Source organism: Caballeronia sp. EK, assembly GCF_014384845.1.
Classification (GTDB): Bacteria; Pseudomonadota; Gammaproteobacteria; order Burkholderiales; family Burkholderiaceae; genus Caballeronia; species Caballeronia jiangsuensis.
The window spans coordinates 1-14,158 of the sequence record NZ_JACSUE010000025.1 but is presented as its reverse complement, the minus strand read 5'-3'; the positions used below and the strand labels follow the sequence as shown (position 1 = coordinate 14,158).

The window sequence follows — 14,158 nt, the reverse complement described above, 5'->3', positions numbered from 1 at the left end:
GAAGCACGCAACTTGTGTGGTCACCCTCTGGTTGGACGGACCATGTGATTACCGCGTCCTTTCGTGGCTGCCGCTTGCCAAGCGCGCGAACTGATTGTCATCGGATGGCGGCGGGGAAACATTGCCACGCGTGGCCATTCGACCCGTGCCCGCATACTCGATCATCTCAAGCGCAAAGACGCTCGCGATCATCTGCTGGTCTTCAGTGTCCAGTGCTTTGCAGTGGAACTTCGAGAGATCTAGCGCTAAACAGTCCGACCGGACCGGACGCGGTGTCCACGGCTGAAGCGGCAAGGCAAGCAGCAGATAGAGTAACGGAGTGGTCTCGCGCCGATCGCACCATTAAACTGACCCGCGGCGGCAGTTTGCCCAGGCGAAGCGGCACCAGCAGATATAACATTGCGAGCAGTTCAATTAGCGGAAAGCACCGGGCAGCGTTGTCAGGCTCGCACCGCAGCGTGAACAGGCAGTGCAGCGCCCTCTGACAATTCGAAGGCTTGCGAAACAGCAGATCGCATTCGTGGCAAGCAATCAGTCTCTGATATTCCATACGGGATAAAGCAAAAAACCGGGCGCCATTCACTCGGGGACCAAACACCGCATGACGCGTTTTCCGCAGCGAGCGTCTATCGTTGTATGTTCCAAACGCCTATCGTCTGGTTCGGGCTGAACGGCGAAGGCGATCCGATCCGGACAGATCGCCCTCGCACGTTCAACAACACCGTCATTGCGTTGAAGTCTTCGTTGACGCAGCCGTCTGCTGAGGCGCGGGAAGCTCGCCCATCGCCTGGAACAATGCCGCTGTGTCGCTCATGCGCTGGCCGGTTGCGCGCACTGCGCCGATCTTTGAATTGAGGTACCGCGACTCGCTGACGTGCGTGGCCGCCGAAGATACCGAGCCCATGCGGTACCGCGAGGCGGTATCGTCGAATGCCGCGCGCGCGGCGTCCGCAGCCACTTCCGTCGAAGCAAGCGTCTGCGCGTCGTTATCCAGCGCGGCGAGTGAATTCGCCACGTCCTGGAACGCAGAGAGCACCGCCGAGCGGTAGTGAAGCACGGCGGCGTCGTAGGCATCGATCGACGCACGGCGCTGCGCGAATAGCGCACCGCCATGGAAGATCGGCTGCGACAGTCCCGCGCCGATAGCCCACAGGCCACCTGCGCCTGAGAGCACGGTCGGCCAACTAAAGCCGCCGCGACCCATCGAGCCTGTGAGCGACAGGCTCGGAAAGAGTTGCGCCGTTGCAGCGCCTACGTCTGCGGCCGCAGCCTTGACGGCCGCGTCGGCCGCCTGGATGTCCGGACGCGAGCGCAGCAGGTCCGAGGGCACGGCAACCGGCACGTGCTCGGGCAGCGACAGGCTGTCGAGGTCTGGGACGCTCGGGGCGTTGTCCGGCGTGCGGCCCATCAGCACCGCCAGCGCATGCACGGCCGACGCGCGTTGCTGACGCAGCCCCGGCAACGTCGCCGCGATGGCAGCGGCGTCCTGTTTCGACGCGAGCGCCTGTGCGCGCGAGACCGAGCCCAACGTGTAGCGCTGCTGGTCCTCGTTTGCGACATCGCCGGACACCGCAACGAGACGTTCGGTGAGCGCGATCTGCCGGTCGAGCGCCGCCACATTGATCGCGCTGCCGACGATGTTCGCGGCAAGCGCACGACGCGATGCCTCCAGTTCAAACATCTGCACGTTAAAACGGGCCGCGCTCGCCGAATTCATATACCGCGTCTGGCCGAACAGGTCGAACGTGTAATGCGCGAGCAGTTGCCCGGCAAAGAAGTTGTATTGCACCTGCTCAGGGCCAAGCCCCGGAACGACGGGCGAACGCGCGCGCTCGACCTGCACGGCGCCGTCGATGGACGGCAGCGTCGATGCGCCCACCTGCGCGCGAAGTTCCTCTTGTGCTGCCGCAAGCGTGCGCTGCGTCGCCGCGAGCGTCGGACTGTTGCGCAAGCCTTCGTCGACGAGGGCATCGAGGCCGTCAGAACGGTAAAGATGCCACCATTGCGGAGCGGCAGTTGCGCCGACATCGAATGTTTGCGCGACGCCACCCGCACCCACGGTCTTCGACGGCTGCGCCTGGGCGCCATAGTGCGGGGGCGACGGCGTGGCCGGAGGCTCACCGCTCGGCCCGAACGAGCAAGCCGTCACAGCGAGTGCCGCGACCACAGCCGCCACGGATGTTTTGTACGTGAAACTCATGGTCAAACCTCCGTATGCTCGACGACGACCGGTTGCGCACTGCGCTCGTCACAACGCACCCTGAAGCACGTCGCGTAGAGCGCTGGCAAAAAGAACACCGTCAGCATTGTGGCGATGGTGATGCCACCCATCAGTGCAGTCGCCATGGGTCCAAAGAAGCCCGAGCGAAGCAGCGGGATCAGCGCGAGCACGGCAGCGGCGGCCGTCAGCATGATGGGCCTGAAGCGTCGCACCGTTGCGCCAATAATGGCGTCGTAGCGCGCGTGCCCCGCCGCGATGTCCTGATCGATCTGGTCGACCAGAATCACGGAGTTGCGCATGATGATGCCGAACATTGCAATCACACCGAGCAGCGCAACAAACCCAAACGGTTTACCAAATAGCAGCAGTGCAGCCACCACCCCGATAAGCCCCAGCGGCGCCGTCAGCACGACGATAAACGTGCGCGCAAAGTTCTTCAGCTGGATCATCAGCAGCGTCAGCACGGCAATGATCATCAGCGGCATTTCCGCGTTGATCGACGTCTGGCCCTTCACGCTCTCTTCGACGGCACCGCCCACCTCGATCCGATATCCAACAGGCAGCTTCGAGCGCACAGCGGTAAGTGCGTGTTCGATGTCGCGCGTGACGTCGATGCCCTGTGCGTCGCCGCGCACGTCCGCCTGCACGGTGATGGTCGGCTGGCGATCGCGCTCCCAGATCACGCCGTATTCCAACGTGTTGCGCACGTGCCCGAGCGAGCCGAGCGGCACCGCGCCGTTCGGTGTCGGGATGGCGAGGCTCGTCAGCTTCGCGGGGTCGACGCGCTCGCTCTTGGGCGCACGTAGGTCAACATTGATGAGCTTGTCGCGCTCGCGATACTGCGTAACCGTATAGCCGGACAACGTCATGGCGAGGAAGCTGGACACGTCCTCCGATGTGACGCCAAGCTGGCGGGCCCTGTTCTGATCGATCTCGAACGAGACTGACCGCTCGGCTGGCTCGTCCCAGTCGAACTGGACGTTGCGCGTCCGTGAGTCGGCACGGACCTTCTGCGCAACGGTGTCCGCGAGCGAGCGCACCGTTGCGATATCATCGCCGCTCACGCGGAACTTAATCGGGAAACCCACAGGCGGCCCGTTTTCAAGGCGCGCGACGCGTGTGCGCACGCCAGAAAAGTCCTTTTCCAGTTTCGCGTCGAGCCAGTGCATCAACGCCTCGCGCGTCTCCACGTCTTTGGCCGTGACGATGAACTGCGCGAAATTAGGCTGCTGAAGCTGCTGGTCGAGCGGGAGATAGAAGCGCGGCGCGCCCGTGCCGACGAAGTCGACGAAGTGGTCGATCCCGGGCTTACCATCGAGAATTTTCTCGAAACGCTTTGATTCACGTAATGTCGCCTCGAACGAAGCACCTTCCGGCAGCCTGAGGTCGACGAGCAGTTCCGGGCGCTCGGAGTTCGGGAAGAATTGCTGCGGGACCCGCGTGAACGCTCCCATAGCGATGACGAAGAGCACGGCGGTGACCCCGAGCACGAGCCAGCGTCGGTCAATACACGACGCGACCCAGCCCGACAGGCGCCGATAGAAGCCTGTGTTGTAGACGTCGTGTTCATGGTCGTGGCCACCGCTTGCATGATCCTTGCGCTCCGGGAGCAGGTGAAACCCCAGCAACGGCACCAGCACGACGGCTGCGAACCACGAGACGACGAGCGAAATGGCCGACACTTCGAAGATCGAGCGCGTGTACTCGCCCGTGCTCGATTTCGCGAGCGCGATCGGGAGGAAGCCAGAGACGGTCACAAGCGTGCCGGTCAGCATCGGGAATGCCGTACTCGTGTACGCGAAGGCCGCCGCACGCACGCGGCTCCAACCCTGCTCGAGCTTCACGGCCATCATTTCGACGGCAATGATCGCGTCGTCGACGAGCAGCCCCAATGCGAGCACGAGCGTGCCAAGCGACACCTTGTCCAATCCGATGCCGAGCAAGTGCATGCATAGCGCCGTCACGGCCAGGACGATCGGGATCGTGATGACGACGACCATGCCCGTTCGCAGCCCCAGCGAAATGAGGCTGACAACCAGCACGATCGCCACTGCTTCGCCAACCGCCTCGACGAAGTCGTCTACCGAATGCTTGACCGCGTGCGGCATGCTCGAGACGGGCGCGAGTTTCAGACCCGCCGGCAACGAGGCCTGCAATTCGACCGTCCTCGCGTCGAGTGCCTTGCCGAGATCGATTACGTCGCCGCCCTTTTGCATCGTCACACCAATGCCGAGTACCGCCTGACCGCCCACGCGCATCTGCGTGACGGGCGGATCGTCGTAACCACGTTTGATCGTCGCGATGTCGCCGAGGCGGAACGCACGCTTGTTGACCGTGATTAACATGTCCGCGAGCGCTCGTTCGTCCTTGAACGCGCCGGTCGGCCGCACAAACACACGGTCATCCGCCGTCGTGATGGTGCCCACGGGTGCAACCGTGTTCTGTGCATCGATGGCCTGGGCGAGCTGCTGCGGCGTGATCGACAGTCGCGTCAGCTGAGCATTCGAAATCTCGACAAAGATGTGCTGATCGGGATCGCCGAAGTATTCAACCTTTGCCACACCAGGCACGCGCAGCAGGACGGTACGCAGCTTGTCTGCATAGTCATGCAGTTGCGCGGGCGCAAAGCCGTCGCCTTCGAGCGCGTAGATGTTCGTGTAGACGTCGCCGAACTCGTCGTTAAAGAATGGCCCCACCGCGCCTTTCGGAAGCGTTGCCCGGATGTCGCCCACCTTCTTTCGAACCTGATACCAGGTTTCGGGGACTTCCTTGACAGGCGCCGAGTCCTTCATCGCGAAGAAGATCATCGACTCGCCCGGGCGCGAGTAGCTCTTGATGTTGTCCACATAGGGCGCCGCCTGCAGTTGGCGGCCGATCCGGTCCGTGATCTGTTCCTGCACATCGCGGGAGGTCGCACCTGGCCAGTAGGTCTTGATCACCATCGTCCGAAAGGTGAACGGCGGATCTTCCGATTGTGCTAGCTGGGTATAACCGATCACACCAAAGAGCGTCATCAGACCGATCAGAAAGATCACAAGCTGCTGATGCCGCAACGCCCAGGCAGACAGATTGAAACCGGTTCCGCCAGCGGTGGCATTATCAGAAGCATTCACGGGCGCGCTTGCGCGCGCGCTTTCATGGTCGCGCGCGTTCATGTCGGGAAGTTTTCCTGATGAAGCGGGGGCACCACCTGCACCTGTTGCCCTGAACTCACGGCATGCACGCCTTGCAGAATGACCCGGTCGCCGTCATGCAGGCCCGAACTCACCGAGACCGTGCGCTCGTCATATCGCTCGATCGTGACCGAGCGCAGCTCGAGCGTATTGCTGCCGTTACGCACGACCCAGACGGCCGGATTCTCGTCCTTGTGAAAGAGCGCAGTCACCGGCAGTGTGAACGGCTCGCCCGTAGCACCATCGGCTGCCACGTCGAACGCAATATTGGCCGTCATGCCAAGACGCACTTCGGGACTCGGTGCAGCCAACGTCAACCTCACCCGCCATGTGCGGCTTTCGGGATCGGCCGCGGGCGACACCTCACGCACCCGCGCTTCGAGCGTTCTGCCAGGCAGCGCCGGCAATGTGACACGCGCGCGGGCCCCGATCGTCAACGAGTTCAATGCCCTTTCCGGCGCGTCGCAGACGATGTCGACGTCGCCGGTCCAATCAACGTGATACACCGCCTGCGTGGCCTGCATGTTCTGTCCGGTATCGGCATCCTCCGATGTGACTACACCGTCATGGTCAGCTGTCAGCGTCGCGTAGCGCAGTTGATCGATTGCGAGCGCCATCTGGGCTCGCGCCGAATCGCGCTGCGCTAGAGCCGTCGCATAGGCATCCTGAGTCTGCTCTTGTTGCGCAGCGGCGATCAGGTTCGCGTGCGCCTGCGCCTGATCACGGTCAAGCTGCTGCTTGGCGAAGCCGAGCCGATGCTCTGCGGCATCCAGCTGCGCTCTTGCGTTGGCAAGGTTGTTACGCAGATCGGTTGGATCAAGTAACGCAACCGTCTGCCCGGCCTTGACCGAATCGCCGATCCGCACTCGTCGCTCGATGATTTTGCCGCCCACGCGAAACGACAGGGGTGTGGAGTAACGGGCCTGTACTTGCGCTGGCAACGAGGCGCTCGCCTTGTTCGCATCCGGATGAACCGCAAGGGCAACAACCGGTTTGGCTTCCGCCACGACGGCTTCACGCTGGTGGCATGCCGAAAGAAGGATTGCGCTGCACGCCGCGATGACAACGGGTAACCGGTGCGTCGACCGGAACAAGACGGGTAATAGAGAGCGCGCCCGTTTTAGCGCGACGGGTCCGGAAAGTTTCACGATGTTCACAAGGCAGGTGATGAGTCCAGGTAGAAATGCCAACAGCGCTGACGGGAGTTGCCGTGGCTGCGAGAGCAGGCCTCGCCAGCAGCACGAAAACAGGAAAGCCTCTGATGCGTCGCTGACTCGCTACCACAACTCGAACTCAGCGAAGCCCCGCGTTGGGGGAGAGATCGCATGCGGAACGCTGGGATCGGCGGCATCTGATCGGCGGGTTTGCCGATGTCCATGCGCTCTTTGGACGGTTTCCGCGTGAGGTCCAGTGTCTACAGCGCCTCAAAGACGTTTGCGCCGCATCCGCCCACTTTCAGTCCTGCTGGCGCCTGTGTTCCGCAGATCCTCCGCATAGGTGACATTAGACCCATTTATGATATTCTTGTCAACCATGACGCTTAAATCTAAAATCTAACAAAATTAGGAGGCAACATGTCCGACTTGCCAATAGCCCGCAGGCGCCGCCGACCGGTAGCCGAGGCGCCGGCTCAAGGCCCTGCCGTAATCCCGGCAGGGTCGCCACGCCTTGCCAGACGCAAACGCGAAACTCGCATCCGGTTGCTCGACGCTGCGTTCGTACTGGTGGCAAAAAAAGGAATGGAAAGCGTGACGATCAACGACATCACCAATGCCGCCGACGTGGGATTCGGGTCTTTCTATAACTACTTCAAGTCGAAGGAAGGCATTTTCACCGCGCTCGTTGAATGGCTATTCGAGGAATTCGCGACCGCGCTAGATCATCTGGCAAGCGGGTTGTCTGACCCTGCCGAAGTGATCGCCATGTCAGTACGCCATACGCTTTTGCGCGCCTATCGCGAACCGGTTTGGGGACAACCGCTGATACGCAAAGGTCTCTCTACGTGTGCGTTAAGCATGGGGCTGGGTCAAAGGCTGCTGCGAGATACCTTAAGAGGGATTTCCGAAAGACGCTTCATAGTCGCAGACGTATTGATTTGCGTGATTTCCGTGATCGGGACTATTCTCGCGGGAATAGTCGCTGAGCTTTACCCTTCTGCGTCTTCCACACGCACAGTTCGCACGAGAAAGGTGTTGCGATCCAGGCAGGAAAAATTCGCCGAGAGTACGGCGGCCATCGTCTTGCAGGCGTTCGGCCTTCCATGTATCGAAGCGGAGAAGATCGCCCGGCGTCCCTTGCCGCAATCACACCGGGAGGCGACCGCGTGAGTAGATGCGGCGCGAGCCACAAAGCGTGCCGCGATGTTTGCGTTGGCTGTGAAGCGGATGCGGCTCCCCCCGTCGATCTCGATGGTGAGCGCTTTGCCGGGGAATAGCGTCGCCCGGGCCATTGCAGAATTTCTGCGCTACCGTCCCTGATCTTCGTATGTTCGGGTCCGGTAAAATGCGCTCATCAGATAACGGCGTCGCAGTTCCCGCAAAGCAGAAGCGAACACCGCGCTGGCAGGCAATGCGAGCAGAACGCCAAAGAAGCCAAACAGCTCGCCAAAAGCAAGTAACGAGAAGATGACGGCAAGCGGATGCAGGCCGATGCGCTCACCGACGAGCCTGGGCGTAAGAACGACGCTCTCCAAGATTTGACCGACTCCATACACGACAATCACCGTTCCGAACCCATACCAGTTTCCGAATTGCAGAAACGCAGCCAGAAGCGCCAATGCCAGCGCGGTCGCAAACCCGATGTAAGGGATGAACACGGCAAGCCCCGTAAGAAGACCGACGGGTAGTGCGACGTCCAACCCCGCGATCTTTAGCGCAAGGGGATAAAACAGCGCGAGTATTCCGACGACGAGCAGTTGCCCGCGCAGATACTGCGACATCATCTGATCGATCTCAGCAGTGAAATCCCGTGTTTTCGTGAGCCAGCGTCGCGGCACAAAGCTCTCTATGCGCTCGAACGCCTCATGCCTGTCGTAGAGCAGGTAGAAAAGCACGAGAGGCACGAGCACCACGTTCCCCGCGACCCTGACCATCAGGCTACCGCTTGTGCGTAGATACTGCCAAGCCGAAGCGGAAGCGCCTTGCTCGCTTGCTGATAAACGTGCGGTCAATGCCTCGCGGATATTCGCCGGATTGACCGAGTAGTCAATCCCTAGGAAAGCCATCCGCGGTCGCAGCACGGCGTCGAGTTTCTGCATCATTAAAGGAAGCTGGCTCGCAAGCTCGGGTCCTTCCTTTTGAAGGACAGAAAATATCAACAATGCGAACAGCGCGATAAGCATTACCATCAGAGAGATCATGAGCAGGGCGGCGAGGCCCCTGGCCATGCGGTGTCGAACCAGCCACTCCACGCCCGGCTGTAAAACGTACGCGATGATTGCACCGAGGAGAAACGGTGTTAGAACAGGACGCAATGCCCACAGCAAAACACCGCCCGACAAGGCTACGGCGCCCCAAAATATCGACTGGCGATGGTAGGTAATCAAAGGTACTCTCATCCGGGTGCTAGATAGTTGCGTTTCTTCGCTCTCGAATGCTGAGGTCAACGGCTGTGTACTCCCATCCCAGTGCGCGACAAACCACGACATCGAACGGCGAAACTTTCCATTGGGGCGTGAAGGCATGCTAAATGCGCTTCCGCATCCCCTGATTGGCTTTGAGATGCTTGGATGAATCAGCGAACCGCCCAGAGGAATTCCAACCCAGCCCACTCTTAGCCGCAAGCAAGTGATCGAGTTCTACTAACGTCTCGCCGAGCAGCTCAATGGCACCGTTCGTAGTGGCCGCCGTAGCAGCGTTCCCAAGACGCTCGGACGACAGATCTTCGAGCGTTGCGACGGTCACGCTCCAGGCATCCGCGGCGTATCTCATAGGCGAGTTTCCTAGCGTATGGCCGAGCACTCAATTCGCTCGGTCAACTTAAATTTGAAGAACTAAGACCTCTTCGTTTAAGTCGACTGACTAGGTGGGTCACCGGTAGCCAACTGAATGCTCGCGCACTTTCTTAACCAATATTAAGTGGCGTAGCCCTCGTTAGGCGATAGTCTAAACGGCCGAATTCGCGCAACTAGAAAGACTGCTCGTGAACAAGGGGTGTGGCGCCCATCCCGTAATATGAATCGATGGGTTGTGACCAGGCCCATTTGAATGCCGATGCAGGATGCACAGTATCGATAGGATCTCGTTCTGATCGCCCTGACATTGAGACTGTCGTGTCGTTGTCGTCGTCAAAGACACCAGCCGGTGCATCGCTTCTTTCATTACACATCTCCCCTCCCTCGGCATGGCCTGCATGTTTGCGCGCGGATCCGCACCGGGTCATTACGACCCGGATTAAAATGGATGCCGGTCGAAAGAATGCGGTTTGCCGGCCGTTACTTCGTTCATGGATATCACGTTTTGCAGCGGTCAAACTGTTTCAATGGCGCTCCCTGTTTCTGCAGTCGGCGTTTAGTCATTTAGTCACCGCATTCAGGGTCATGCTCAATGACCCACGATAGAAAGGCAACAGCAACAGTCATCAAGCCCTCGTCGCTCATGTTCTGCCCGGCAGTCATTCTGAAGGATGTAATGCCATCGCTAATACTCGTCATCCCAAGCGCCAGCGTTTCTGCCTGTCCGCGCGACAATTTCGCTTGATCGGCTGTCCGTATGCTTCGAATGTACTCACCCGTAGCGGCTAGTCTCTGGTTTCGCAATGCATTGATGGCAACTCGATACGCGACATCCCTCGATGCTAGAAGCGAAGCTTCTGCCCAAAGGCTGAACGAATCGGGCCTGAGGGAATCGGTGAAGTAGGCAATGGCACGTTGCTTCATTTCATCGGACGTGCCGCCCTCCTTCATGATCGCCTGCATATTCGTACAGGTCCGCTCAACGTCATGCCGCAACAACTCGATTAATACTTCAGCCTTGCTGTCAAAGTTAGAGTAGAACGCACCTCGCGTGTATCCGGCCTCCTCCGAGATGTCGTCCACGCTCGTTGCAGCCAATCCCTTACGAACGAACATTGTCTCGGCAGCCTCAAGCAGCCGTTCTCGCGTTCGCTCTTTGCGCTCCGCGCGTGTTAGGAGTTTCCGCTTCATAGCACCGGTTACCGATTACACACACTTGCTGCTACCTCCTCCTTACTGCACCTCTCAGTACGGAGGGTGAAACGTTTCTCTCCGGGGATCGGTCGCGCCTCGGTTTCCAGAGATTAAATCGCATGTTGATGCAAATGTCAATCATGGCGTAAATATCAATATTGATTTTGCGACGTGTACGACTCGCTTGTCCGAACGGAGATTTGGAAAATCTGGCGAGCGGGACGACTGCGTAGGTGGCAAGCTCGATGCAGCGTCCAATACCTGGCTCTCTTGCAGCGAGCGTAGAAGGAAGCATCACATTGGAGCGGTGTTGACGAGCACAACGCGCTGAGACAGCACGGGCTACCTTGAGATCGGACGTTCCGCGCGCGCCTGCGTTGATGCAACGGGATCACAATCACAGGACGCCAGCAAGCACGTCACCACAAGTCCGGGAACGGCGAGCACCCAGTGCCAGCTAGGCAGATCCCGAGCAAAACAGTAGCGATCAGCAAACCGAGGAAGGAGCCAACCTGCGAAGCCATCTGCTGCAGACGGACGTTGAGTCCGATCGGGAAGGGTTTCGACGCCTCGACCATCGCAACGATGTTGGCTGGTTCGTTAAGCTCTCAGCAAGCCCCGTAAGTCCGCGATTCAACGACAGGCTCATCAGTGTGCCGTACTTATAAGTGCGTCTCGGTTGATCGACCACATGATCCGACAGACTACGTCGAGCGAAATTGCCCTGTCCCGACATGGTTGACACGCCATTTGATCCGCATGTCGCATTCGGTGTAATTCGCCGCTGAATGTCGAATTGTTGTTGCGGAGACGCTACGAAGGAGTTAACCATCTACGGAAGGCGCCCGCTAAGGACTTCATGTAACTTGAACATCGCTATCTTGAGGGCACCCTGCTCGACCAAGGTTCTGGCCGTGAGAAGGAGATCGCGCTCAAACGGATCAAAACTAGTTAGCCGCTCGGCTCCGCGGACAAAGGCGCGCAGGTCTGTGCAGAGCGGGTCCGGGTAGCTCTCGGGCTCATACCGATTTATCTCGTTCATCAGCAACGCCCAGCGGTCGAGCATTTGAATGAAAGTCTTAGAGGACGGTGGCATCTGGACATCCGTGAATAAAACACGTCATGCTGTCCTCTACAGACCGTGCGGCACCATTAGGGACATCCTTGCTCGAGCCGACGTTTCCAGGTTGTTTTGGTTCTTATGTTCCTCGCACTTAAATAATTTCAGCAATCGCCCGTTCGACTGCGCCTTCGGTCGGTCGCCTCGTTTTTATCTGGAGATCCTCCAGGATCGCTTGCATCACGGCGGGCGAGGGTCATCGCGTGACAATGAGACGGTGCCAGCCGTTTCCAGTCGAGAGTGCGGGTATCCTGTGCATTGGATATCCACAGGCTTGCGCACAATATGTGTGGACAAGTCTTCGCGCGCCAGACTGCTGTGAAGGCTTGCGGCACCTTCTTCTTTAGGGAGCGCTCCATCACTGGAAAGCAGAGTCGGGACCCGGCGGACGCTCAGGTTCTTCTGGGACGAACTTTTCAAATACGTCCGCCTCCTTCCTCGCCGTTGGGCCATGTTGTTGCCGCTTCGCTCTCAGACCCGTACCAAGAGCTCGCTGGCCATCCGTTCTGCGCTTGCTACCGACCACAAGGAGCGGGAACGTGTACCGCAACGGTCGCTGTACGGTTACCAGACGAATTCCTGCAAGAGTCAGGTCTTGCCGGTGGCATTGCTTCCTGGCGTCTCATCTGGAAGTCCCTAGGATCCGGTTGGCTCTCTATAGGCTACCTTTAACTTTTCCCGGTATCACGCCAAAGAGCCATGGACCAATCTTATCAACCCATCGTCTTGCGAATCTATCAAGCGCGAAGCGGCAGGTGGGCAGGACGGCTCATGATGGGCGGCGAGGAGTTGGGCGACATCGCCTGGTTTGCCTCCCCCTCAGAGGTTGAGAACGCAATCCATGAAACTGGTCTCTATCCAGAGCATATTGTGATCGATGTATCATCCAAAGCGCGGGCACACCTTAGGTTGGTTCGATAGTCGCTCGTGCGCAGTGGGCGAACCTTCAATTTGACGACAATCGTGGTTAGTTTCGGCAATCTCTCAATGACCTAGGCCTCGGGCCTGTCAGCTGTGCGGTTGCGGTCTTTTGTTAAGATGAAAAAAACCCGCTGACAGGAGCGGGCAGACTGGGTTGCAACTTCTTCTACGCCCACTACAGCCAGCAGGCGCACTTGCAGTTCAGTACCTTCACCTATGCCTGCAAGCTACTAAGAATCAATGCTACGACCTCCGAGTCAGGCCACTGCCATCCTCATCCTCGGCATAGTGCGCGGCGGCTCACGCATGCGCTGTCGCTCGGCCCGCACGTAGATCGACGTCCTTTGCAATGACGGGTGGCTAAAATTGCATGCTCCACATCGGTCGGCATCTAGTTCGCGACCGCGAGCAGCGACAACGCGCGTCAATCATGTCAGTCACCGCGTCACGCCGGCAGTGCAAACACGCAAAGCGGCCGCTCCTTCGCGTGTGCCTCGCTGTTCCTCTCTACCTTGTCGGAAGACCATTTCGAGCCGGTCATCGCTCAACCCCGGTAGGCCGTCCACGTTCCCGTGCATAGCTAGATCCTGAGCGTCGTGCTAGAAGAGCTAGAAAGTAAACCACCAAGATAAGGAGCGTTGCCGTGACGACCGACGACACTAACCCCGCAGTGCAGCGCGAATCAGTCGCAGAAGCAAATTTCGCAACGTATGCTGACCCGCTCGTGAGCGAAGCCATCGAGGAAGCCTCGGCTCTCAAAGACACGGCCGATGCCGAGAAACTACACAAGTTACGCGTCGCGTTGCGCCGGCTCCGAACTCTGTTGTGGGCATACCGACCGATACTTGATAAGGAGTTCGACAACGAACAGCGTGCACTCTTGAAATTTCTCGCGAGCGCGGCCGGAAACACACGCGATTGGGACATCTTGATTGGTCTTGTCGAGGAAAAGAGCGATGAAAAACTATTAAGCGCATGCAAACAAAATAGAGATGACACCGCTGACAAGAGTCGACAGACACTGATGAACACGGACCTACGCAAACTGCTGCGCGAGGCCATTCGCGAAGCGAATCGTGAGTTGAACACTTCATCTGAACGCACGCCTTTGAGCAAGTTTGCGCGGAAGCGGGTGTCAGCGGCGCAAAAGCAACTAAAGAAGCGTATGCAGCATGCTTCGAAAGTAGGCAGCTCGGATTACAACTCGTATCACAATGTACGCAAAGCAGGGAAGAAGGTCCGCTACCTCATCGAATTCTTCGAACCGCTTTTGCAGAAGCGCCAGCGCAAGAGTCTGAAGGAGTTAAAGCAACTGCAGAAGCGCTTCGGTGGATTAAATGACGTTGTTGCCAGCCGGGACCTGCTTACTGCAAATCAAGGTTCGCTGCCCGAGGGAGCGAGCGTTGATGCAGCACTTCGGCTGCTCAAGAAGAAACAGAAGCGTCGCCTTAAGGGTAAGCGGCTCGCCTAGGCCGTGTGTAGAGGCGTGCGCGCCTGGGCGCAGGATTGCCTCAGGTGGAGCGGCTAGATATCTTGATGTGGTGAACTTGCCGCTGCGTGCAGCTTCTCGGCCACAC

8 protein-coding genes are annotated in these 14,158 nt (G+C 58.9%); 2 read left to right on the top strand and 6 right to left on the bottom strand.

Features of this window, described 5'->3' with window-relative positions; all coding sequences use genetic code 11:
* Positions 1-724 precede the first annotated feature (724 nt).
* From IAG25_RS37765 to IAG25_RS37755, 3 genes are read right to left on the bottom strand one after another with little or no spacing between them, the layout of a single operon-like run.
* Positions 725-2,200: an efflux transporter outer membrane subunit gene (locus IAG25_RS37765; RefSeq protein ID WP_187609400.1), complete on the bottom strand. Its 1,476-nt coding sequence runs from the start codon at positions 2,198-2,200 to the stop codon at positions 725-727.
* A 2-nt stretch (positions 2,201-2,202) separates the two neighbouring features.
* On the bottom strand, positions 2,203-5,376 hold the full coding sequence (locus IAG25_RS37760) for an efflux RND transporter permease subunit (protein ID WP_187609399.1): 3,174 nt from the start codon (positions 5,374-5,376) through the stop codon (positions 2,203-2,205).
* The gene (locus IAG25_RS37755) at positions 5,373-6,551 is read right to left on the bottom strand and encodes an efflux RND transporter periplasmic adaptor subunit (protein ID WP_187609398.1); all 1,179 of its coding nucleotides are present in this window, start codon (positions 6,549-6,551) and stop codon (positions 5,373-5,375) included. The genes IAG25_RS37760 and IAG25_RS37755 overlap by 4 nt, the downstream gene beginning before the upstream one ends.
* A 417-nt stretch (positions 6,552-6,968) precedes the next feature.
* Between IAG25_RS37755 and IAG25_RS37750 the strand changes: the two genes are divergently transcribed.
* Positions 6,969-7,721, top strand: a complete 753-nt coding sequence (locus IAG25_RS37750) for a TetR/AcrR family transcriptional regulator (RefSeq protein WP_187609397.1) — start codon at positions 6,969-6,971, stop codon at positions 7,719-7,721.
* A gap of 137 nt (positions 7,722-7,858) precedes the next feature.
* Here the strand turns inward: IAG25_RS37750 and IAG25_RS37745 are convergent, their stop codons facing one another.
* The 3 genes from IAG25_RS37745 to IAG25_RS37740 form a co-directional block, all read right to left on the bottom strand.
* On the bottom strand, positions 7,859-8,950 hold the full coding sequence (locus tag IAG25_RS37745; RefSeq protein ID WP_187609434.1) for an AI-2E family transporter: 1,092 nt from the start codon (positions 8,948-8,950) through the stop codon (positions 7,859-7,861).
* A gap of 127 nt (positions 8,951-9,077) precedes the next feature.
* On the bottom strand, positions 9,078-9,323 hold the full coding sequence (locus tag IAG25_RS41260) for a hypothetical protein (RefSeq protein ID WP_222946835.1): 246 nt from the start codon (positions 9,321-9,323) through the stop codon (positions 9,078-9,080).
* 587 nt (positions 9,324-9,910) lie between these two features.
* On the bottom strand, positions 9,911-10,537 hold the full coding sequence (locus IAG25_RS37740) for a TetR/AcrR family transcriptional regulator (RefSeq protein WP_187609396.1): 627 nt from the start codon (positions 10,535-10,537) through the stop codon (positions 9,911-9,913).
* Positions 10,538-13,224: 2,687 nt separating this feature from the next.
* On the opposite strand from IAG25_RS37740, the gene IAG25_RS37735 reads away from it, so the two are divergent.
* Complete coding sequence (locus tag IAG25_RS37735) at positions 13,225-14,052, top strand: CHAD domain-containing protein (protein WP_187609395.1); 828 nt, start codon at positions 13,225-13,227, stop codon at positions 14,050-14,052.
* Positions 14,053-14,158: the final 106 nt, after the last annotated feature.

Excerpts from the sequence above, each read along its gene's own strand:
- IAG25_RS37765 (WP_187609400.1), bottom strand. The coding sequence starts at position 2,200 with ATGAGTTTCACGTACAAAACATCCGTGGCGGCTGTGGTCGCGGCACTC.
- IAG25_RS37760 (WP_187609399.1), bottom strand. The coding sequence starts at position 5,376 with ATGAACGCGCGCGACCATGAAAGCGCGCGCGCAAGCGCGCCCGTGAAT.
- IAG25_RS37750 (WP_187609397.1), top strand. The coding sequence starts at position 6,969 with ATGTCCGACTTGCCAATAGCCCGCAGGCGCCGCCGACCGGTAGCCGAG.
- IAG25_RS37745 (WP_187609434.1), bottom strand. The coding sequence starts at position 8,950 with ATGAGAGTACCTTTGATTACCTACCATCGCCAGTCGATATTTTGGGGC.
- IAG25_RS41260 (WP_222946835.1), bottom strand. The coding sequence starts at position 9,323 with ATGAGATACGCCGCGGATGCCTGGAGCGTGACCGTCGCAACGCTCGAA.
- IAG25_RS37740 (WP_187609396.1), bottom strand. The coding sequence starts at position 10,537 with ATGAAGCGGAAACTCCTAACACGCGCGGAGCGCAAAGAGCGAACGCGA.